Annotated in this window: 13 protein-coding genes; 4 read left to right on the top strand and 9 right to left on the bottom strand. The window is 35.3% G+C overall.

Translation table 11 applies throughout. The features are described from left to right. Positions 1 to 131 precede the first annotated feature (131 nt). From WFZ86_RS00405 to WFZ86_RS00365, 9 genes are all read right to left on the bottom strand, one after another. Entirely contained in the window at positions 132 to 683 is a 552-nt protein-coding gene (locus WFZ86_RS00405; RefSeq protein ID WP_342690109.1) for a transposase, read from the bottom strand. 235 nt (positions 684 to 918) lie between these two features. Then, positions 919 to 1,092, bottom strand: coding sequence for a hypothetical protein (locus tag WFZ86_RS00400; RefSeq protein ID WP_342690108.1), 174 nt, complete (start codon positions 1,090 to 1,092; stop codon positions 919 to 921). Between the two features lie 174 nt (positions 1,093 to 1,266). Beyond that, on the bottom strand, positions 1,267 to 2,178 hold the full coding sequence (locus WFZ86_RS00395) for a GyrI-like domain-containing protein (protein WP_342690107.1): 912 nt from the start codon (positions 2,176 to 2,178) through the stop codon (positions 1,267 to 1,269). Between the two features lie 4 nt (positions 2,179 to 2,182). Further along, positions 2,183 to 3,535 (bottom strand): vanadium-dependent haloperoxidase, encoded by a 1,353-nt coding sequence (locus WFZ86_RS00390; protein WP_342690106.1) that lies wholly within the window; start codon positions 3,533 to 3,535, stop codon positions 2,183 to 2,185. A gap of 23 nt (positions 3,536 to 3,558) precedes the next feature. Further along, on the bottom strand, positions 3,559 to 6,816 hold the full coding sequence (locus tag WFZ86_RS00385; protein ID WP_342690105.1) for a VCBS repeat-containing protein: 3,258 nt from the start codon (positions 6,814 to 6,816) through the stop codon (positions 3,559 to 3,561). After that, the gene (locus tag WFZ86_RS00380) at positions 6,809 to 10,117 is read right to left on the bottom strand and encodes a VCBS repeat-containing protein (RefSeq protein ID WP_342690104.1); all 3,309 of its coding nucleotides are present in this window, start codon (positions 10,115 to 10,117) and stop codon (positions 6,809 to 6,811) included. Before WFZ86_RS00380 ends, WFZ86_RS00385 begins: the two co-directional genes overlap by 8 nt. 167 nt (positions 10,118 to 10,284) lie before the next feature. Continuing rightward, positions 10,285 to 11,817 carry a RagB/SusD family nutrient uptake outer membrane protein gene (locus tag WFZ86_RS00375; protein WP_342690103.1) on the bottom strand — a complete coding sequence of 511 codons (1,533 nt, stop codon included), beginning with the start codon at positions 11,815 to 11,817 and terminating at the stop codon, positions 10,285 to 10,287. 12 nt (positions 11,818 to 11,829) lie between these two features. Beyond that, complete coding sequence (locus tag WFZ86_RS00370) at positions 11,830 to 14,817, bottom strand: SusC/RagA family TonB-linked outer membrane protein (protein WP_342690102.1); 2,988 nt, start codon at positions 14,815 to 14,817, stop codon at positions 11,830 to 11,832. 408 nt (positions 14,818 to 15,225) lie between these two features. Next, the gene (locus WFZ86_RS00365) at positions 15,226 to 17,232 is read right to left on the bottom strand and encodes a kojibiose hydrolase (protein WP_342690101.1); all 2,007 of its coding nucleotides are present in this window, start codon (positions 17,230 to 17,232) and stop codon (positions 15,226 to 15,228) included. A gap of 184 nt (positions 17,233 to 17,416) precedes the next feature. On the opposite strand from WFZ86_RS00365, the gene WFZ86_RS00360 reads away from it, so the two are divergent. The 4 genes from WFZ86_RS00360 to WFZ86_RS00345 all read left to right on the top strand — a co-directional run bounded on the left by WFZ86_RS00360 (position 17,417) and on the right by WFZ86_RS00345 (position 23,020). Continuing rightward, on the top strand, positions 17,417 to 19,021 hold the full coding sequence (locus tag WFZ86_RS00360) for a glycoside hydrolase family 32 protein (RefSeq protein ID WP_342690100.1): 1,605 nt from the start codon (positions 17,417 to 17,419) through the stop codon (positions 19,019 to 19,021). Continuing rightward, complete coding sequence (locus WFZ86_RS00355; RefSeq protein ID WP_342690099.1) at positions 19,014 to 20,345, top strand: sugar porter family MFS transporter; 1,332 nt, start codon at positions 19,014 to 19,016, stop codon at positions 20,343 to 20,345. Before WFZ86_RS00360 ends, WFZ86_RS00355 begins: the two co-directional genes overlap by 8 nt. Continuing rightward, complete coding sequence (locus WFZ86_RS00350) at positions 20,338 to 21,246, top strand: carbohydrate kinase family protein (protein ID WP_342690098.1); 909 nt, start codon at positions 20,338 to 20,340, stop codon at positions 21,244 to 21,246. The genes WFZ86_RS00355 and WFZ86_RS00350 overlap by 8 nt, the downstream gene beginning before the upstream one ends. 88 nt (positions 21,247 to 21,334) lie before the next feature. After that, positions 21,335 to 23,020: a glycoside hydrolase family 13 protein gene (locus WFZ86_RS00345; RefSeq protein WP_342690097.1), complete on the top strand. Its 1,686-nt coding sequence runs from the start codon at positions 21,335 to 21,337 to the stop codon at positions 23,018 to 23,020. Positions 23,021 to 23,101 lie beyond the last annotated feature (81 nt).

Genomic DNA, 23,101 nt, shown 5'->3' with positions numbered 1-23,101 from the left:
CTAAATTTAATCGTAATCTATCAATAGGACACTGATTTAAAATAAAAAACGTTTTCGGAACAACCGAAAACGTTTTCGAACTCATTGATTTTTAGTGAAAATGGGACTAAAAACAAAACACTAACTATGTTTCATTCCAAAGCATATTTTTTGGATAAATAATCATTTCTTTCATTATGCGAAAAAATAAAATTTTCTTTCCCTCCAAATAACAATAAGACTTCCTCCTTTTCTAACTTAGTCTCTTTACTTGAAAGTATAGCTTGGTAAGAAGAAAATTTAAAAGTTCGAAAGTCTACTTCTAAATGGTGCGTTGGATTCAAATGAATATATACTATTAACTGTCTCAAATAGGTTTCATCATTCAACTTAATCCTCTTAAAATGCTTTTCAAAAAGACTACCCGTTCTGTTAAATTGTTTATTGAATGCTTTGGCATAAGAATTAAAAAAATTAGAAAAAGATTGAGTTACTAGTTCTTGCTCAGCCTTTAACTGAACTACCAAATGAAAATGGTTATTCATTAAACAATAAGCTAATATTGAAACTTTGTCTAACAAATATTTTGAAAGTTGTCTTAAAAAGAAAATCTTATTATCATCATTCTCGAAAATTACACAACCATTTACTCCTCTATTGTAGATATGATAGTAACATTCTTTTTCTAAAACTTCTAATTTCATATTCTTTTAAACATTTCAATAGCTTTCATTTTAAAGCCAAGTTTTAAATTATATTATTAAACATACCTACAAGGTTTGAAAAAAAACCTTGCAAGAAATCCGATGTTAAAAAATTTTAGACTTCACGACCTGCGAGGTTTCCAAAACCTTGTAGGTCTCCATTTCAAATCAACACTCTCAAAATACCTACAAGGTTTGAAAAAAACCTTGCAGGAAATCCGATGTAAAAAAAACGCTAGGCTTCTCGACCTGCAAGGTTTCCAAAACCTTGTAGGTCTTCTTTGCCAAACAACACTTTCAAAATACCTACTAAGGTTTGAAAAAAACCTTGCAGGAAATCCGATGTAAAAAAAACGCTAGGCTTCTCGACCTGCAAGGTTTCCAAAACCTTGTAGGTCTTCTTTGCCAAACAACACTTTCAAAATACCTACTAAGGTTTAAAAAAAACCTTGCAGGAAATCCGATGTCAAAAAACTTTAGACTTCACGACCTGCGAGGTTTCCAAAATCTTATAGGTCTTCTCTGCCAAATAACACTTTCAAAATACCTACAAGGTTTGAAAAAAACCTTGCAGGAGATTAAACTACTTTACATCGTAAGGGATAATAATTTGGGTTTCCCATTCTAATTCCTCACCTCCGTTAAACGGGTTAGCAAGAAAATGTTCCAAGGCTATATTTTTAATTTTCAAATCGTGCTTTTTAGCATAATCCATCAAAGCAAACCAAGCTCTGTCAGACGTTCTGAAATTACCATAATAAGTAGCCTTAAGTCCTTTTAGCGCAGGAATCGTTTTGAATTTTACATTACCGTCAGCTATCGCTTTTGTCGAAGGGTCAATTGGGAAACAATAATTAAAAACGAGTGTTTCTTTGTCTAAATCCCAATCTACAATTTCTACATAAGGTCGGTCAACAATTTTAATTTTATGAGTGTATAAAAATCCTGTAATTGCAGCATCATTCCCAATCATCGTTTGTGCTTTTTCTTGCAACACACTTTTGAGTTGAATGTAAGCAACATATACTGGCTTTGAAGTTCCTTCTCCGTCAATTCTGACTTTCAAATTTTTGAGATGTTCATTCAATCCTTCTCTTAAATCTTTGACTTTCCTAATTTGTTCGGTTTTGAATTTTGTAGGCCAAAAAGGAGCGGTGATTTTGTTGTACCAACTCTTTCCAATTTCATTGATTCCCACACTTACTTTAGACATTGAGTCATTCAATGGAGTAATTTCCCAAACATAGGTATAAGAAGTATTTCCAACCGTCATCTGCTGTTTTAGGTAATCAAAATTATTTTTTTCTACTAAAGTAAAATGCTCTTTTCTCTTTTGTCTTTGAATATTTGACCATTCCTGTATGCCTTGAAAAACAGTTCCAGAGGCTGCTTTTGCAGTAAATGTTATGGTATAATCCGATGATTTAATGCCAAAATACCATCCCAAAAAAAGAAACAGCACAACACTACAAAAAATAACAATTTTCTTCTTCATCGCTTTACTTGGTCATTTTTAATTTACTGTTGATGTATTGTCCAATCATTTTTCCTTGCTCCACTCCGTTTACAATTGCTGCACGGTAATGAATTCCGCCATATAACCTACTCATCGAAGCTTCCTCGGCCGCTTGTTTAAAAGACGTAAACTTTCGCTTGGGCAAACCAAAAGGAATCTCAGAATCGTCTACATACGCAAACTTATCTCCGAAAATTGCCGTCAAAATCTCGGCAGAACAAGCTGATAAAACAGAATGCCCACTGGTATATTCTGGAAAAGGAGGCGTTTGCAATTGCGGCTTCCAGTTCTCGTCTATGTATTGATTGATGTAGGTTTCTGGACGCACTACATTGGTTTTGAACTTTTGGTCCCAACAACTGATGAACGATTCGAAAACACCAATTGATGTTTTGGTATATACAAAAACCGTTTTATTAAAATCTGTTTTTGCGGTTTTACACGCTATTTTAGCAATATTTATCCAGTGCGCATCGGGAGTGTTTTTCTTTTTGGCAAACATCATATGTCCTTGTGTCACGGTAGCATACGGATTGCAATCCCAAAAAGTGGCTATAGCAGATTCTTCTGGAATAGTGGTGCTTTTGGTCTTTTCCATAGCCAATAAATCTTTAGAAATCTTATTCCCTACATCATAGGTTTCTTTAGCTTCTCTATAAAAATCAGAATTTTTATTCGTAGAAAAAGGAAAAGGCGCTTTAGGCTTAAACTGAGCGGATGAGTCCATTACTAATGTTCTAATTTTGCCCCAATGTGGTTCTACAGCATCCATATAAGCAGGTGGTGTGGGTTGCCAACGAGCCGGTTGGTCAGCATGAACCGAATATTTAGGCATCGTTCTTGTTTCTTTGTAATTGTCTTTTCCCATCCATTTTGCAATACGGTCAACCACTTTTAGTGCATATTCCTTAGAAACTTCAAATTCTTTTTCATTTTCATCACTCCATTTTGCGTACAAACTATCGCGGTATTTCTCAATAGCTTCTTCAGAAAAAACGAGTTTTTTACTCACTTCCATCTGCGCAATTAAGGCTGCCAACGGAACATTGACGCCGCTTTTAGGGTCTAAAACTGGAATAGAATCCAAGCCTTTTAATTGCCCTTGTAGACTATGATATTCTTTACTGTTTTGCACCATAATTTCATAAGCAGCGACATTAGGATAAACATATATCCTACTTGCTACCGGTGGCGAAAAAATATCATGAACCATAATTCCGGTTACCGTATCAACAGCAGCACAATAATCATTAGAGGTTATTGTAATTGCTTTTTCGTTATGGCAAGAAGTCGCCAAGAAACAAACACTTATTAGAGATAAAATAGAAAATTTCATTTGTGTAAATCTAGTTTGATTGGTTATTTTTTGTTGGTTATTTGATAGACTTCGGCGGGTTTGTTATTGATGGTGACCAATAAATAGTTTTGACTATTAACCGAGAGAATGTCTAGATGACGCACTGCTTTTTGAGTCAAATCAATACCTATTTGATGGCCTAAAAGCACTGTTTTTTGGTCGACAATTAATGCGCCTGAGAAACCGTCAAATCGGCTGTGATAAGGAGAAACTCCAAAGTAATTTCCGGCCGCAAACACTTCGGGTTTGGCATCTCCGACAAAATTACCAGCTACAAAACTTGTTATTGGCGCCACTTGCATTGCGTTAGAAAAAGGAACAAAAACAAATTTCCCTTTATTGTTTTTTAAATAGCCCGATTGCAATGTATGTACCTCATATTGTTTTGCAATAGCCAGCATCGCAGGGTCAAAAATCTCTTCGACTGTTTTACCCGCAAATGATTGATAACTATTGAATTTTTTCTTGAGCATACCACTAAATTGCTCTGTCAATTCATCTAAGCCCATTGTAGTGTAATACTTTCCGTTCTTCTCTTTTGCTACAATAGTTTCAAAAGTGCCATTATTGTCAAAATCGTCATAATACATTTTTAATGGATAAGTCTCAGAGGCGTTGAACTTTGAATTCATCCCCCAATTACCAAGCAAATAATCCTGATCGCCATCATGATCAATATCAAAAGGGAGAATAGTTTGCCAAATTCCTTTATTTTTAGAAGAAGCAACGGTTGTTGTAACATTGGTGAACTTTCCGTTTTTATTGGCAAAAAAAGTAGGTTGCATCCATTCTCCAATCACGATTAAATCCGTTTGTCCATCGGAATTAAAATCGGTAAAAACAGCGTCGGTAATCATCCCAATTTTAGCAAACGTTTTGGTTTGGTCTAGGGTAAATTTACCTTTGGTATTCTTTAATAAATAGCAATCTGGTGTACTTCCAAAACGATTCGTTTCAGAGTTATTTCCAATAAAAACATCTAAGTCTCCGTCTTTGTCATAATCGAAAGTTCTTATCACTGTTGCATTTTGTGCTAATTGTGGTAACTCTTGTCTCGAAGGAACGTTATTGTTGTTGCGATACAAACGATCTTGCAAATTGGAAGCATTTTCTCCCCCGCCAGAAGCTACAAATAAATCCTTCTTTTGATCGCCATCAAAATCTGCTAGTACTGCCGAAGCATCTTCAAAGACAGCATCTTGTTCAAGAGCAGGATAACTTTTGGCTACAAAACCATTGCCTTTTTGGAGATAAAAGACTGCTTTTTTATCTTTTGAACCACCAAAGAAAACATCTTCCTTACCGTCTCCGTCCCAATCATCAATTGCTGTAGCAGGACCACGATCTGTTCTTTGATAAGGAATTAACTTTTGAACAATAAAATCGATATACTCATTTTCTTCATGCTCAAAATTAATTCCTAAGTTTCCTTTTACCTTTTGCAAAACGGGCTCCACTTTTGGATGAAGCAATTGGTAATCAAATACTTTTCTGTTTTTATTAGCATTTATAGTTAGCGCTTGATTTACTTTTACCTTTTTTAACGTTTGATAAGTTTTGTCAGGCCAAATCACTACTAACGAATCAATAGTGTTTATTTTTCCGTAACCAAAATGCAGCATAGGCTCAGAGGAAGATTGAAACCCTCTAGTGGTTTGCAACTCTTTAAATTGTTTTTGTCCTTTGGCATAAGCGATTACTTTACTCCCTATTCCGAAAGTATTTTTACCTTCAAAACGCAATTTTATTTTTAAAAAATTCGCTTTCTTATCTGTAGTATTCTTATAAATTGTTGCTACAGTGTTTGTATTGTTGGTGATAATATCTAAATCTCCATCATTATCAATATCAGCATAACCACTTCCATTAGAGATGATAGTGTCATTTTCTATCCAATCTTTGGAACGGTTTTTAAAGATTAAATCGGTACTGCCTTGAAAAATGTAATTAGTAACATTTCCTGCAGGCATTTTTTTTAGAGCTTGCTTGTCAAGAAGTTTAGTTGTATTGAGTTTGCTCTTTATTTGATCATTGGAATAATACTTAACATAATCAAGGTCATTAGGGCGTTTAGGTATACCATTTGCAACAAAAATATCTTGTTCCCCGTCTTGATCATAATCAGCAAAAAGGGCACTCCAGCTCCAATCTGTAGCAGCTATTCCACTTAAAAGTGCTGTCTCTGTAAAATGTTTTCCAGCTTGATTTATTTGCAACATGTTGCGAGTATATTGATAATGATAGCCTAATTTCTCAGTACGTACTTTCATCATTTGCACATTATCATCTCCCAAAGAAGCTTTTAATACTTTCTCGTCTTCGGGTAACATGTCCAAGCTTAAAATGTCTGGGAAACCATCGTGATTAATATCAGCCACATCAACCCCCATAGAGAATCGGCTGGTATGTCCAAAAAATTGTTTCAAACTTTCTGTAAAAGTACCGTCACCATTGTTCAAATAATAATAATCATCTTCATGAAAATCATTCCCTATATATATATCGGGATAGCCATCCAAATTAAAATCAGAAACGGCAATTCCTAAACCATACCCATTGGCTCCGCCAAAAATACCCGCCTTTTCACTAACGTCAACAAATTTGCCGTTATCATTTCGGAACAATTTATCACCACATTCATAACTTCTCTTGTTCCTGATATTGGCATTACCAAAAGACAGTTCAGAATGGACGGCATGGTTTAGCAAATACATGTCTAAATCTCCATCTAAATCATAATCTAAGAAAGCCGCTGACGAACTATAATTGTCTAAATCGAGACCATATTCTGCAGCGCTCTCCGTAAAAGTGTTGTTCTTATTATTGATAAAAAGCTCGTTATGACCTTCAAAACCATGAATACCAACCACTGCACATACATAAATGTCCAAATATCCATCACCATTTACATCGGCCATTACTGTTCCTGCACTCCAATCGCTTTGCCCTTCTACACCCGCCTTGGCTGAAATATCTTCAAATTTGTTGTTCCCTTTGTTGAGATACAATTTATTTTTCCCTTGATTGGAAGTAAAATACACATCTACTAAGCCGTCGTTATTGATATCGCCTAATGCCACTCCACCCCCATTATAATAATAGAGATAATCTAATATCGAAATATTCTTAGACTCAATTAGCTCATTTTTGAAAGTGATATTGCTTTCCGTAGGATCGAGTTTATCAAAAAGTGGTACTTCTTTTTGGGAACATGCCGTCAATATTAATGAGGCTAGACCAACTTTTAAAAAATTATTCATTGCTTATAAAAAGTTTAGGCGCGTTGTTATTGAGTACAGCCAAAACTGCTGTCGTATTGTTCTTGTTCTTAATCACTTGTAAATGTTTGACTTCCCCTCTCATAAAAAATCCTGATTTGTTGTTGGGAACCCAAGTAAATTTCCCTTGTTTGCTTCCTAAAAGCACACTACCAAAATTGGCATCTAATCTAGAAAATTGAGGTTTAAAAGGATATTGATTCCCTCCAAGTACCAAGTCTAGTATCCCATCTTTATTGATGTCCAAAGTTGTTATGGCATTGACACTTGAAAACTGCACTTCTCTGGGTAATACTTGAATTTCGAACTTGCCATTTCCTTTGTTAATGGCGATACAACTTTCTTGCATTTTGGCTGTTTTTTGAACTGAATTATTGATTACCTCGGTATCGAAAAGTTCTTGAAACGTCTTTTTAGAATAATCGGTGTAGCTCAAATTCTTCTTTTTAATCATCGGAATTTGTTTGGCCAATTCTTGTTTCAAATGCAAGGGTACATCTTTACCATCAATAGTTTGAGTAGTGATTTGCTCTATTGTTCCGTTGTTATCATAATCATTGATAAACAATTTCATTGGTTTTTCCTTGGTAGCTTTATAAGAAGTATTGGTTCCTTTGTTACCCAGAATCAAATCTTTCTTTCCGTCATTATTCAAATCTACACACTCTACTGTATTCCAAAACCCGCTCCATTCGGTCAAGTTAGATGAAAAAGTAGTCAACCTTCTTCCTGTATTTTTGAAAATTACAGGTGCATTCCATTCACCAACCAAAATCAAATCTTTTTTGGAATCGTTATCAATATCTTCCCAAACGGCGTCGGTAATCATTCCGTAGGCATTGATTTTAAATGCTTTTTTATCGATTACATTGGTAAAATTTCCTTTGCCATCATTCTCTAACAATAAATGTTTTGGGTCAATGCCATAAATCCCTGGTACACTTCGGCTTCCAATGAAAACATCGTTATCACCGTCATTATCAAAATCATAAGGAGCAATCACAGCCACATTATTATTTGTAGTTGGAAGAGCTATTGTGCTTTTTGTAAAAATCCCTTTTCCGCTGTTCAAGTATAATCTGTTTTTGTAATTGGCTTGATCGGCTTTTTCATTTCCTCCAGAACCAACCATTATATCCATATCACCATCGCTGTCTGCATCAAAAAAAGCAGCTGCTATATCCTCAAAACTAGCATCTTTCTTGAAATCTATTTGGCTAGTTACAGCAAAAAGTCCATTCCCTTTATTAAGATAAACTTGAGCAGCTTGACCTTTGGCTCCGCCAATAAATACATCTTCATTTCCATCTCCATTTAAGTCTGCAACAGCATAGGCTGGTCCTTCTTGAGAAATCATTTTTGAAATCAAGCCTTCGTAGTCAAAGTCGATAAAACTGTTTTCTTTGTGTGCTATGAATGTAGTTTTCGTTTCAGAAAACAAGGGTTTTACAACTTTATTTTTAACTACAAAATCAGACTTCGCGTCCAAAATATTCAATTGAATCGTAGTATTGTTTACTACTTTTTTAATGGTTTGCGTTTTCCCGTTAGGCCAAATAACTTGCAAGGAATCAATTTTTTTAGTTCCTATTCCGAATGTCATCGTATAATCTATCGACGATTGAAAACCACGGGATGGAATGAGTTCTTGTCTTAAAATTTCGGAACCAGAGAACAATTCTACAATACTCCCAACTGCAAATTTATTTTGCAGGTCTCCTTTTAATTTTACTTTAACGAAATGGTTTTGTTTATTCTTTTCAGCATTGTTCTTATAAACAAAGGCTTCCATGTTGACATTATTTACGACCAAATCTAAATCGCCGTCGTTGTCTAAATCACCATAGGCTGCACCATTAGAAAAACTAGGTGTATCTAGACCCCAATTTTGTGCTTGATTTGAAAAAGTAAGATTTGCATTGTTTTTGTACGCATAATTAGGGATTGGCGTACTAGGCATTTTGTTGATAATCGTTTCAATTTCTGCTTTTTTACCAGTAATTACCATTTTTTGCATCAATTCATTTGCAAAAAAGTCCATAAAATCTTGGTTGGTTAAGTCATGATAAATACCATTACAAACGTAAATATCTTTTAAACCATCGTTGTCCATATCAAATAATAAAGCGCCCCAACTCCAATCTGTTTTGGCCACTCCTGCATAATTGGCAATTTCGCTGAATTGTTGATTCCCGTTATTCAACTGCAATGTGTTTTGCATGAATTGGGTATAAAAATCAAGATTTAATTTTCGTGTAAACAAATCATAATTCTCAAAATTAGTGGTTGTTTTTAATCGATCGTCAGGTTCTGGTAACATATCGGTCACAAAAATATCTGCTTTACCATCATTGTTAACATCAGCCATATCAGCTCCCATAGACGATTGGCTTAAGTGCATCGTCCAATCCTGAATTTTCTCTGAAAAAGTTCCGTTTTTGTTGTTGATATACAAATAATCTCTTTCATAAAAATCATTCGAAATATAGATATCTGGGAACAAATCACCATTTACATCACCAACTGTTACTCCAAGACCAAAACCTATCAAGCTTCCGTAAATACCAGCCGCTTCACTCACGTCGACAAACTTTCCATTGTCGTTACGTAATAATTTATCGCCACCACCTTTAAGAATATCGGCGACATCCCAATCTTTGTCTCTTAGTTCTCTTTTATTGGAATAATTCAAGCTACTAACAGGAATAAAGCTATTGTTTAGAATATAAACATCTAAATCACCATCTTTATCATAATCAAAAAATGCTGCATGTGTTGTAATTCCAGTATCGGCAAGATTATACTCTTCGGCTTTTTCGGTAAAGGTTAAGTTTCCATTATTAATAAAAAGCTCATTGTTTTGTTGACTCCCTTTACTATTTCCAGCATTACAAACATAAATATCTAGCAATCCGTCGGCATTAACATCGACCATTACGACTCCTGTCGACCAAACCTTTTCTCCTTCGACGCCGGCTTTCAAAGAGATATCTTCAAACTTAAAATTGCCCTTGTTGAGATAGAGTTTGTTTTTGCCTAAATTAGAAGTAAAGTATACATCTGAAAGACCATCATTGTTGATGTCTCCAATTGCTACTCCTCCTCCGTTATAAAAATTTCGATATTTAAAAATGTTCATATCTTCTCCATTTTTGACTTCATTAACGAAATCAATACCCGTATCGGAAGATGACAATTGGGTGAATAAAGTATCGGTTTTAACCTTAGAACAATTCGATAAAAAAAGTATAACAATAGCAAATAGAAACAATCGTTGCAACATAATATAGAGTAGGTTTTTAATTATTTTGTAATCCCCTTATAAACACGTAATTTATAGAATTAATATGTAAAAAAAAACAACTTACGGAAATACTTTTACATAAAAAGAGGGTATCGCTACCCTCTTTAAACTAACACAAAACAAAATTTAATCTAAACCAAAAAGTATTAATAACCTGGGTTTTGCTTAACATTTGGATTAAACAAAGCATCGGCTGGTATTGGATACAGTACATACTTTGGATCTGAAGTAGTTGGTTTTAATTCTCTTGGCCCTAAGAACTTACCAAAACGAATCATATCGTTTCTTCTCCATCCTTCATACCACAACTCTCTACCTCTTTCATCATATACACCATCTAATGTTGCAGGTGCACTTCCTGCCGCCAAGCCTGCTCTTACAGAAACTTGATCTAAGATCGTTTTTGCAACCGCAGCACCACCAGTTCCTCCTCTTAAAGCCGCTTCAGCCTTCATCAATAAGGCATCTGAATAACGCATTAATACATAATCATTTTCTGGAGCACCCAAATTGGCATTATCTGGCTCGTATTTTTGAGTACGTATACCTGCAGTTTCAATGGCATTACCTGTAACAATCATTGATACTTGAGGTGTAAAAATAAGAGGGTTACCCTTTCTATCTTTTAACGCTACAACACCTCCTGGTTTATACATCTGCCCAACTTGAAAACCAATTGGGTTTCCAAAATTAGCAATAATTGAAGGGGTTGAATATTGTCTTCTTGCATCTGCAGCAGAAAACTTATTATAATACTCAGCAACAGTAGCAAAACCATTCCATCCATCTGGTGTTTGATTATAATGCATACCCATTCTCCAACGAGATTGAATACCTCCGCCATTACCTAAAACATTTTTAGAAGAGAACAAAATCTCATTTGAAGTATTATTGGTTGGGGCAAAATTACTCCAATAATTTGTCTCTAAAGAGCTCGATGTAATTGCATCAACATAAGCAATTACTTTGTTCATATCTGCAGGGTCAAATGTATAAGGACCCGCTGCATTATCTGCATTAAAAACCGCTTTATTCAAATACAGTTTTGCTAGTAAAAAGTTAGCGGCATCTTTACTTGCAAAACTTGCATCATTAGCCACTCTTGCAGGTAATTTACTTATAATTGCTTCTAATTCAGAAATTACAAAAGCAGTTGCTTCTTTTCTAGTTCTAAATTTAGGATTATCTGTAACTGCAGAACCTGCCTCTCTGTAAGGAGTTTGTCCAAATAAATCTATAACATGGTAATAATAAAAAGCTCTTAAAAAACGTGCCTGTGTTTTTTGATCATCTGTAGCTGTGTTATTAATTACCAAATCACAGTTGTAAACATTAGTCAATAAATTATTATATGCATTACGAATTTCTTCGTTGTCAGCTCCCCATGTATGCACGTGAAATTGTCTCCATTTGGCGTTATCATCCCAGTCACCGCCTCGAGTTGGCCCAACTAAACCATCACCAGACATTTCATCCATGGTAAACATGTCTCCTTGTCCTTGAAAACTTCTTAAACCTTCATAAGCAGATTGCAAAAAGGCTCCTGTATTTACGGCTCCACCACCAGTATTAGAAGTTTCAAAACCATCCAACACTTCTTCCTCTAAATTGGTACAACTCACACCTAAAGTTGCTATACCTACAAAAAAGATGCTTTTAATTATATTTTTACTTTTCATTTTTCTTAAAAATTAAAATGTTACATTAAGACCAACTGCTATACTTCTATCTCTAGGGTAAGACAAATAATCCATACCTGCAGAAGGAACACCATTAAGTGCTTTATTAGTGTCAACCTCTGGATCAAATCCTGAATAACTAGTGATTACGAATAAGTTGTTAGCACTTACAAAAAATCTAGCCGAATTAATTTTAAATCTTTCCATTGCTGTCCCCTTGAAAGTATAACCTAAAGTTAGATTACCCATTCTCAAGAAATCTCCTTTTTCTAAGTATTTGGTTGATGGAGAGTTTGGATCAGATCCATTTTGTGGAGATGCGGCAACCTCTGGAGTAACATTACGACCTCCCAATAAAGCACTTTTAAAGAAATAAGCATTAGCCGTATTATTATAGATATAATGTCCGAAAGCTCCATAAAAAGAAGTACTAACATCGAAAGATTTGTAGGTAAAATTAGTTGAGAAACCAATATTGATTTTTGGTAATGGTTGTTTATCTAAATATTTTTTATCTGCATTTCCTAAACCAGTTTCTGTTCCATCAGCTGCTGTGTAAATAGAATTGCCTGCGGCATCATATCCTTTAAAATCATACAAATAATAAGTATAAAGTGGATACCCATCTTTAATAACTTCAGCATAAGCACCTGATAAACCTTGACCATTAATTCCTCCCGCAAGAAGTTGAACAGAACCAAAATTTTCCATTGAATTTTTTAAGAAAGCTGCATTTGCAGAAAAATTCCAACTTATATCATCTGTATCAATAATCTTGTAGCTCAAAGCAACTTCAAAACCACTATTTATTAAGTTCCCTGGTAAGTTAACACTTCTATTTGAGCCTGGACCTGGCTGCGCAGTAGCTTGAGGTACTGGAGCAATTAAGTCTTTCGTATCTCTGTGGAAATAATCAAATGAACCCGTTAAACGATTATTAAGTAATGTAAAATCTGTACCAATACCATAAGACGTTGTAGTTTCCCAACGCAATAAATCATTGGCTCCTGATACTGTCTGAGGTGTTCCTCCATTTCCATATATTGCTTTAGAAAGTGCTGAATTCACTGGAAACTCTTGATTACCAGTAAGACCATAGTTACCTCTAATTTTGAAATCATTTACCAATCCTTCGCCTGTATTGACTATTTTATAGGCGGCACCAACTGCTGGAAAATAACCCCATTTATCATCTGCACCAAGCTTAGTAGAACCATCTGCACGAATTGAACCAGTCACAACTAAATCTTTATATAAAATAAATTCAGCTTTAGCAAAATAAGATTGTAATTCAATTTTATTTTTGAAAGAACTAGCTCTAAACTCTTGTGCAATACCTCCTTGGATATTATCAATTAAATTAGTTTGAGCTTCCACATATCCTTGTCCTCTTGCATTGTTTCCATTTACATCATAAGAATAATAAGAGAAACCAAGAACACCATTCATTTGGAAATTGTCATTGAAATTTTTATCAAACAATAATGTGTGTTCAAAAGTTTTATTGAATTTATTAACACCTGAAATCTCTGCAAGTCCTCTTTTTAATACTCCTCCATTGGCGGCATCATTTCCTGTTAAGTCATCACTCGCAATTCTCATAGTGGGAAGGAGTTGACGTTTTCTTACAGAATTAGATGTTTCTACACCAAATAAAAACTTGTATTTCAAACTATTTGTTATTTTAAGTGTTGCACTAATATTGGCCAACAATTTATTGGTATTAGTATAATCTTTATAAGAATCTAATAATTGAACTGGATTCAAATAATCATCCCCAACATAAGTATACGATCCATCAGGTTGACGTATTGGCAAAGTCGGATTCCAATATAATGCTGTACCAATTAAATTTCCTATGTAACCAGCATTATTACTTATCAAGGTAGTTTGATCGTTTAACGCTGCATAAATAACATTGGTATCAACTTTTAAATTCCCATTAAAAAAATTATTATTGTTATTAAAAGCAAGTGTGTATTTATCCAAACCTGTATTTTTAACAATACCGTCAGTACTTGTTGCCCCAATAGATAACCTTGTATTAGAATTTTCTGTACCACTACTAAATGTTAAATCATGATTTTGTGAAAACCCGTTTCTCAATATAGCGTCTTCCCAATTATATGATCTAGACCCTCTATCTTGTCCACCAGCAGCTACAAATTCATCACCACTTAACAATCTAAAATCTCCAGAAATTTTACTAAAACTAATAGATGTTCCATACGTCAAAGTAGGCATTTTAGATTTTCCTTTTTTGGTAGTTATTACAATTACACCATTTGCACCTCTAGAACCGTAAACCGCTGTAGATGAAGCATCTTTAAGAATAGATATACTTTCTATATCATTTTGATTTAAAAAATTTAATGGGTTTCTGGCTGAAGATGAACCTAAACCAGCAATATCATTACCACCTGATGATACTTCACCACCATCTAAAGGAACACCATCAACAACATACAATGGATTATTTCCAGAACGGATTGAGGAGTTACCTCTAATTCTAACAGAGATAGCTGCACCTGGCTCCCCACTAGATTGAGTTACCTGTACACCAGATACCTTACCTCTTAACAACTCGGCTGGATTTGTAGCAGCTACATTATCAAACTGCTTAGCCCCTAATTGATCTACAGCTCCTGTCGCATCTTTCTTTTTCACAGTACCGTAACCTACAACAATAACCTCTCTCAATTCTGCTGAGTCGTCTTTTAGGACAACATTGATGACACTCTTACCCGTAGTGCTTACTTCTTGTTTTCTTAAACCGATGTAACTAAATACCAAAATTGCGTCTGAGCTAACGTTTTTTAAGGTATATCTCCCGTCAAAATCAGTTTGAGTAGAGATAGTGGTTCCTTTTACCAATACATTGGCCCCAGGTAGTGGGCCACTGGCATCTGATACTTTTCCTGTAATTTCTTGCGAATAGGCCATGCCTGTGCAAAGAACCGTTAGAAATACCATCAAGCCTTTTAGTAGACTATTTTTCATACGTAATAAATAAGTTGGTTAATAATTTTTTAAAAATTGGTTATTGCTTTTTTTATACATATCAAACTTAAGCAATGTTTTATGAAAAATTTAAGAAAAAGCACAACTATAACGTTTTCGATAGACCGAAAACGTTTTCGATTTTAAAATAGATACTTCAAAATTTTAATATTTATTTTAAATAAACCATAAAAAAAACCGATAAAAAAAACATATAATGCTTTTCTTCGGCTTTTTTAAACAAAATGGCTTGTCGATTACTCAGTTAAACATTCCATTCACAGATTTTGACTGCTAATTATTCAATAAAAATGTCTTTTTCATAACAAAATCCTAACAACAAAAATTTAATGTCAGAAAATCAATTAATTAAAAATTAAAAAAAGCATCAATCGCAACACAAACGGATTAATTTACTGTAATTGTTCTTTCATCGGTTCCAATACCAATAATTTTCAAAGACTTCCATTTTTTGGGTAAAATCCCTTTATTAAATTGCAATCCTTTATCCGTTTGCTCAACCCCACCAAAACCATAAATAACCGCTTGAAGCATTGCACCCGCACCAGTTGCAAAATAAGGATTATTGCTGTTAGCCGATTCCGAAAACACTCCAAATGGTGGGCGACTATTGGGCAAATATGATTTTACAAAATATTCATATGCTTTCTCTCTATCTCCCAATCGAGCATACAAAACAGATAAAACTCCAGAAGCCATTGCAGGACCATCTTTCTTGTCAATTTTATCAGCATAATATTCTAAATCCTTCTTGATTTGTTCTTTATCTGTTATGATGTGCAACGGATAAGCCAACAAGTTCACATCTGCTTGTTTTATCATTTGCCCTTTGTATTCTTTGTAGTTTTGTGTGATTCCATTTTCTTTATGAATGACTAATTTTTCCGAAACCTTAATCCATTCTTCATCTACTTTTTCGTTTAAAATCTTTGCAGCTTTAATCGTGTTTTTCAAACTTTCTATGGCCGAAGCATTCGTAAAAGCATTATCATCCACGTGCTGAGCATATTCGTCTGCACCGACCACATTATGAATGGAATAGCTTCCATCTGCATTTTCTACTGCCCTACTCACCCAAAAATTGGCCGTTTGTTTCAAAACCTCCCATTCATTTCTTAACCAAGATTGATTTTGCGTCATTGCAAAATAATTCCAAAAAGCAATAGAAACATCTGCCGTAATATGTTGCTCGAAAATTCCAGTTAATGCCCAAGTAGGCGTAGCTTCTTCACCAGTGTCGTCTGATTCCCAAGGAAACATCGCTCCTTGATAACCATAAATAGTTGCTTTTTGCTTGGCTTTGGCCAAACGGTCAGAACGATAATCCAAACACGATTTTGCTAATTCTGGTTGCAAGACTAGCAAAGTTGGAAACATCCAAAGCTCCGTATCCCAAAATATATGACCATTGTACCCCTGAGAAGACAAGCCCATTGGCGCTATGCTTTGTCTTGAATCTGGACGAATAAAGGAATACAAATTATACAATGCAAAACGTACTCGTTGTTGCGCATCTAAATCTCCTTCAATTTGAATATCTCCCGACTTCCACAAATCGGCCCAAGCTTTTTTGTGTTTGAACAACAATTTATCAATCCCTTCTTGCAAAGCATAAATAGGTTGTCTTTCGGACTCATTCAAAGGATCCGTAACATCTTTTGAAGTACAAATCCCTCCAGCTATTGCAAACCGATAGACTTTTCCTTTGCTCAGTTTTTTTGTAAAACCTACTTCATCGCCTTTTGGTTCTAATGTTTCACTTGTCCCATCAAACAGAAAAGTGGTTGATGCCGCCACTTTATATTTACCCGTCAAAGTTTGTGCAGTAGTTCCAAAAACAGGCATTAGATATTGATTGTCTTTCAATACCCTAAATTGTCTTTTGGCTTGTTTTAATTCTTCGGGAACTGTCATATAATTGGCCGCAGTCATTTCAATATCTTTCAAAGGTGTGATTTTCACAATAGCCATCGCAGAAAAAGGCAAGGCTCTATTCGCCAAAATAGTATACTCAATAGCAGCTATATCTTTAAATCGGAACGAAGTGGTACTTGTTCCTTCTTTCATAGCAACTACTTGTTCCCATTTATCTATATTCGAAGCCGTCATTTCTTCCCCATTGATTACTAATCTCAGGTTCAAAAACTCTATCCCACGAACAATTCTACTGATGCCGTTCTCAGGGCTACCGTCATAAACCCCATTGAGAATAATTTCTTTGGTTTTGAGCGGAGTTGCATCGGTAACAATCCCAATTTGACCATTGGCCATAGCCACACCATAATAATTGTCTCGAGAATTCGCTACCAAATTCCATTCGTCGGATTGGGTCTGAGCCTGAGAAAATGGACTAAAAAGAAAAATAGCGGCAATCTTAATGATTGTTGATTTCATATTTTTAATGTTAAAATAATTTCAAATTTAAAGTATTTACATTTAAAAAATTGGATTTCACCACTAAGTCGCTCAATTCAGAATCGAAATCGTTTTCGAAAAAATCGAAATCGTTTTCGATTTTTTAGCCTTCCATAATTTGAAAAAGGAATTCTATTTTTATAGGATGGTTAAACTAAAAAAGATGAAGGTACTCGCAAAGACTTATTTAATACCTGTTTTCCTTTGCCTCTTGAATATGGGGTGTGAGAAAGTAAAAGACAATGAATTTTCGATACCTACTGCTGTTCCTCTCACTTCAAATCCTGACCAACTTTTTAAAGAACCGTATCGACCACAATTTCATTTTACGCCTCAAAAAAAATGGATGAATGACCCAAATGGAATGGTATTTTACAAAGGAGTCTATCATTTGTTCTACCAATACTATCCTGAAGATATTGTTTGGGGACCAATGCATTGGGGACACGCAACAAGTAACGATTTGATACATTGGCAACACAAGAAAATAGCCTTATTTCCTGATGAGCTGGGATTAATTTTCTCTGGAAGTGCGGTAATTGATTACAACAATACTTCAGGATTGGGAACCAAAGAAGATCCGCCTATGGTAGCTATTTTTACGTATCACAATATGGCTTTTGAAAAAGCAGGTAAAATAAATACACAATCACAGGGGCTCGCTTACAGCCTTGATGAAGGAGAAACTTGGAAAAAATACGAGCGAAATCCTATCATAAGTAACACTAACAAAAAAGATTTTAGAGACCCAAAGGTATTTTGGAATCCAGAAACTAACATCTGGAATATGGTACTTGTTGCTGGAGACCACGCAGAATTTTACACTTCAAAAAACCTAATCAATTGGACTAAAGAAAGTGAATTTGGAAAACAGTTTGGCGCCCACGGTGGTGTTTGGGAATGCCCTGACATCTTCAAATTAAAAGTAAATGGCAACGGAGAAGAAAAATGGATTTTAATCATAAGCATCAATCCTGGTGCTCCAAATGGAGGTTCGGGAACTCAATATTTTGTGGGGAATTTTGATGGAAAAACATTTACTAGCACTCAAAAAGAACCAAAATGGATTGACTTTGGCACTGATAATTATGCTGGAGTTACTTATAATGATGCCCCCAATAACCAAAGAATATTCATAGGATGGATGAGCAATTGGTTATATGCCAGAAATACTCCTACCAAAAATTGGAGAAGCGCTATGACACTGCCAAGAACACTTGAACTGACAAAAATAAATGGAGAGTATCTTCTGAAAAACAAACCTGTTGCAGCTTTTAAAAAGCTACAAAAACCAGTCTTTACCTCTAATAAAGTCCAGTTAAAAGCCAATCAAAAAACTATTTTCAAGTATGATGCTTTTAACCAATCCGAAATCCGATTCAATACAGCTAACAAAGACTTACAATTGGTTTTTTCCAATGACGTAAAAGATTCTTTAGTGCTCCATTATAATTCCCAATCGAAAACGTTTAGCATTGACCGCCGAAAATCTGGAAAAGTTGCCTTTGAAAAAAACTTTGGGAAAGACATTCATAAATCTAACGTTTTGGCACTTGTTACCGACAAAATCGATTTTCAAATCATTCTGGATTGGTCCTCTATAGAGCTTTTCTTGAACGATGGATTATATAGTTTCACTGAGCAAATTTTTCCTCAAAAACCCTACACACAATTAAGTATTTTATCAACCGAAGACCAAGAACTGAATGATTTTACCATCAGTAGCATTAGCAGTATTTGGCCTAAAAAAATAGCAAAGAATGAATAACGTTAGAAACTGGTCACTTACTGTTGCAGTAGCTGGATTTTTATTTGGTTTTGATACCGTAGTTATCTCTGGAGCCAATTTACCAATAAAGGAATTATGGCATACCACTCCATTATTTCACGGTGTTTTTATAATGTCTATGGCGCTTTGGGGAACGGTATTAGGTGCCCTTTTGGGTGGGTATCCTTGTGATAAATGGGGCAGAAAAAAAACACTGCTTTGGATAGGCATCCTCTTTTTGGTTTCGGCACTAGGCTCGGCATTGGCTCCCAATCCTTATGTTTTTTCTTTTTTTAGATTCATTGGCGGAATTGGTGTTGGTGCATCTTCAGTTGCCGCTCCCATCTATATTTCGGAAATTTCAAGTCCAGAAAATCGTGGAAAATTGGGAACATTATTTCAGTTTAACATCGTATTCGGAATACTGATTGCCTTTTTTTCAAACTATTTTTTCGAAGGTTTTGGCGGTGAAAACGATTGGCGTTGGATGATCGGCATTGTCGCCTTACCAGCATTGATTTACAGCGTTATTGTCATTAGAATTCCTGAAAGTCCTCGATGGCTTATTCTGAATAAAAAAGATGACCAAGCGGGTCTAGCAGTTTTAGAAATGATTTATGCTCCTGCTCAGGCTAAAGAAAGTTTTAATGAAATCAAAAAAGACGTAATAACGAGTACAAAAGTGGATACTTTCTTTTCTAAAAAGTATAAATTCCCCATTCTTCTGGCTTTTCTATTGGCTTTTTTCAATCAATTATCAGGTATCAATTTCATACTCTATTATGCCCCAGAAATTCTCGAAATGGCAGGATTAGGAGCCAAAGAATCCTTGTTTAATTCTATTTTGATTGGCGTGACCAATTTGGTTTTCACCCTAATCGGAATGCGTTTAATAGATGTTCTAGGTCGAAAACAACTTATGTTAATTGGCTCGTTGGGTTACATTCTAAGCTTGACTATGGTTGCTTTTGCTTTCTATTCGCAACTAGGCTCAGTAGTTTTATTGCTTTCGATTATGCTTTTTATTGCTTCTCACGCCATCGGACAAGGAGCCGTAATCTGGGTTTTTATTTCCGAAATTTTCCCCAATACCGTTAGGGCAAACGGGCAAGCTTTTGGCACAGGAATTCACTGGATTTTTGCGGCTTTAATCACTTTAGTTGGCCCTATTGTTATCGATATTTACAAAGAAAATCCTTGGCCAATTTTTGCTTTTTTCGCCTTTATGATGCTCTTGCAACTCGTTTTTGTACTCTTTATGATGCCAGAAACCAAAGGATTATCGCTTGAAGAAATTGAATCTAAAATGAAAGCTTATGATTAATCAACCCAACACCAAATCCATAGTTTGCTTTGGAGAAATCTTATTCGATATATTTCCAACGCACAAAAAAATTGGAGGAGCACCCTTAAATGTTGCTCTTAGATTAGCGTCATTAGGTATCAATACACAAATAATTAGTTGTATAGGAGCCGATTCAAATGGACAAGAAGTAATTGACTACCTTATGCCAACAGGTATTTCAACCAAAACCATCCAAATCAACGGTGCACATCCAACAGGCGAAGTTTTAGTGCACTTAAACGAAAAAGGTTCTGCTACCTACACCATCAATTATCCCGCAGCTTGGGACAAAATCAAGTACACACAAGAAGGAGAAACCGCAGTAATTGGGGCTGATGTGCTTGTTTTTGGCAGTTTGGCCTGTCGTGACGCAATTGCTCATCAAAGCCTTCTTAATTATATAGCTTTATCAAAATTCAAAGTTTTTGACATCAATCTCCGAGCTCCTTTCTACAACAAAGAGTTACTTCTAGAATTAATGCTTGAAGCCGATTGCATCAAATTCAATGATGACGAACTATATGAAATAGCCAATTTCTTGAACTCTCCCTATCATTCGTTAGAACAAAACATTCACTTCATTGCCGAAAAAACCAACACCAACAATATTTGTGTGACCAAAGGCAGCCACGGAGCCGTTCTATTTACCAATAATCAACTGTATTACAACAGCGGATATCAAGTCACAGTAGCCGATACAGTAGGAGCTGGAGACTCCTTTTTGGCTGGCTTACTCAGCGTTTTAATTACAGAAAACAATCCTCAAGCAGCACTAAATTTTGCCTGTGCTTTAGGAGCCTTAGTCGCTTCACAAGAAGGAGCCAATCCCAAAATAACCCGAAAAGAAATCGATGAATTTATGTATCCTTTTCAAGAATAAAATCAACATTTGCAATAAATATTAAAATGCAAAAAAAACAGGTACATACTATTAAATATCTTATCATAATAACCTTTAAATCAAAGTAATGACTTCAAATAATGCAATAATTTCACCAACTTTAGACACAAAATGGTGGAAAGAAGCCGTGATTTATCAAATTTATCCCAGAAGTTTTAAGGACAGTAATGGGGATGGTATTGGAGATTTACAAGGTATAATTTCAAAATTAGATTATCTAAAAAGTCTAGGAATTGACGCCATTTGGCTCAACCCAATTTTCGAATCACCAAATGATGACAATGGCTATGATGTGAGTGACTATCGCTCTATTTTAGCCGATTTCGGAACTATGGAAGATTTTGACATCCTCCTAAAAGGACTAAAAGAGAGAGGAATCAAACTCATTTTGGACTTGGTATTCAATCATAGTAGCGATGAACACTTTTGGTTTCAAGAAAGCAGAAAATCAAGAGACAATCCGTATCGTGATTATTATTATTGGTGGCCCGCCGAAAAAGGAACACCTCCTTACCGATGGAGTTGGTTTGACGTTGAAAGCAATGCTTGGAAATATGACGCAACAACCGACGCGTATTATCTTCACTATTTCTCTGTAAAACAACCCGATTTAAATTGGAACAATCCAAAAGTACGAGAGGAATTGTATGCCATTATGCGTTTTTGGCTCGATAAAGGCATCGATGGATTTAGGATGGATGCTTTTCAATTCATTTCAAAAGACCCTTCATTTCCCGAACTTCCAAATGATATTTTAGGTAACATTCCCGAAATTATGAAGTATTACGGGAGAGGACCACATTTGCACGATTACATTCAAGAAATGCATCTAGAAGTCTTGCAACACTATGATGTGATGACCGTATCTGAAGGAGCTGGAGGCTCTCCCGAAGAAGCCCTTCTTTTTGTAGACCCTGACCGAAAAGAGCTAAGTATGGCCTATCATTTGGAAGGCGTAGAAATTGGCAGTCACGTTATGAACTACGGCATAGTAAATTACAAAAAACTCTACACACGTTGGGATGATGCCTTCAGAACCAAAGGCTGGCTCTCCATATTTTTGGCGAATCACGACCAACCCAGAATGGTGAGTAAATTTGGCAATGACAGTAGTGAATTCAGAACGATTTGTTCCAAAATGCTAACCACATTTGTGTTGACTATGCGAGGTACTGCCTATTATTTTCAAGGCGATGAACTTGGAATGGTCAATATTCGATTCGATTCCATATCGGATTATAATGATATAGATACGATAAATAAATATGAGTTTATCAAAAGTCAAAATGGGGATTTAGAAGGTTTTTTAGAAGAACAAAAACAAGCCTCTAGAGAAAATTCAAGAACGCCATTTCAGTGGAATGCCACACCCAATGCTGGTTTTACCGAAGGCAAGCCTTGGCTAAAAGTACATCCCAACCATACAACAATCAATGCTGAGAGTCAAGAAAATGATGTAGACTCTACGCTAAATTATTTTAGAACGTTGGTACAATTACGAAAAAAAGAGCCCACACTCATTTATGGTAGTTATACTTTACTGGACGAAGAAAATGAGAATGTCTATGCCTATTTAAGAGAACTAAATGGTCGGAGAATTTTGGTTTTACTAAATTTTACGTCACAGGAAGCCCTTTTTTCAATTCCAATTTCTGTTGCAGGAGCAAAAATATTGCTTTCAAATTACAATCAAAAAAGCATTGAAAGCAACAAATTACTGCCCTATGAAGCAGCAATCATAGCAATTAAATAATTTTTTTAACATTTTTCCCATAAAAAAACCAAAACAAATCACATTTTAGAAATCATCTTCTACTAATAAATTGTATGTTTG

The sequence above is a fragment of the Flavobacterium polysaccharolyticum genome, assembly GCF_038739875.1.
Lineage (GTDB): Bacteria > Bacteroidota > Bacteroidia > Flavobacteriales > Flavobacteriaceae > Flavobacterium > Flavobacterium polysaccharolyticum.
This window is presented reverse-complemented; position numbering and strand designations above follow the sequence as displayed.

Coding starts and splice junctions, on each gene's coding strand:
- WFZ86_RS00350 (WP_342690098.1), top strand. CDS start 20,338: ATGATTAATCAACCCAACACCAAATCCATAGTTTGCTTTGGAGAAATC.
- WFZ86_RS00380 (WP_342690104.1), bottom strand. CDS start 10,117: ATGTTGCAACGATTGTTTCTATTTGCTATTGTTATACTTTTTTTATCG.
- WFZ86_RS00345 (WP_342690097.1), top strand. CDS start 21,335: ATGACTTCAAATAATGCAATAATTTCACCAACTTTAGACACAAAATGG.
- WFZ86_RS00405 (WP_342690109.1), bottom strand. CDS start 683: ATGAAATTAGAAGTTTTAGAAAAAGAATGTTACTATCATATCTACAAT.
- WFZ86_RS00390 (WP_342690106.1), bottom strand. CDS start 3,535: ATGAAATTTTCTATTTTATCTCTAATAAGTGTTTGTTTCTTGGCGACT.
- WFZ86_RS00365 (WP_342690101.1), bottom strand. CDS start 17,232: ATGAAATCAACAATCATTAAGATTGCCGCTATTTTTCTTTTTAGTCCA.
- WFZ86_RS00385 (WP_342690105.1), bottom strand. CDS start 6,816: ATGAATAATTTTTTAAAAGTTGGTCTAGCCTCATTAATATTGACGGCA.
- WFZ86_RS00355 (WP_342690099.1), top strand. CDS start 19,014: ATGAATAACGTTAGAAACTGGTCACTTACTGTTGCAGTAGCTGGATTT.
- WFZ86_RS00360 (WP_342690100.1), top strand. CDS start 17,417: ATGAAGGTACTCGCAAAGACTTATTTAATACCTGTTTTCCTTTGCCTC.
- WFZ86_RS00395 (WP_342690107.1), bottom strand. CDS start 2,178: ATGAAGAAGAAAATTGTTATTTTTTGTAGTGTTGTGCTGTTTCTTTTT.
- WFZ86_RS00375 (WP_342690103.1), bottom strand. CDS start 11,817: ATGAAAAGTAAAAATATAATTAAAAGCATCTTTTTTGTAGGTATAGCA.
- WFZ86_RS00370 (WP_342690102.1), bottom strand. CDS start 14,817: ATGAAAAATAGTCTACTAAAAGGCTTGATGGTATTTCTAACGGTTCTT.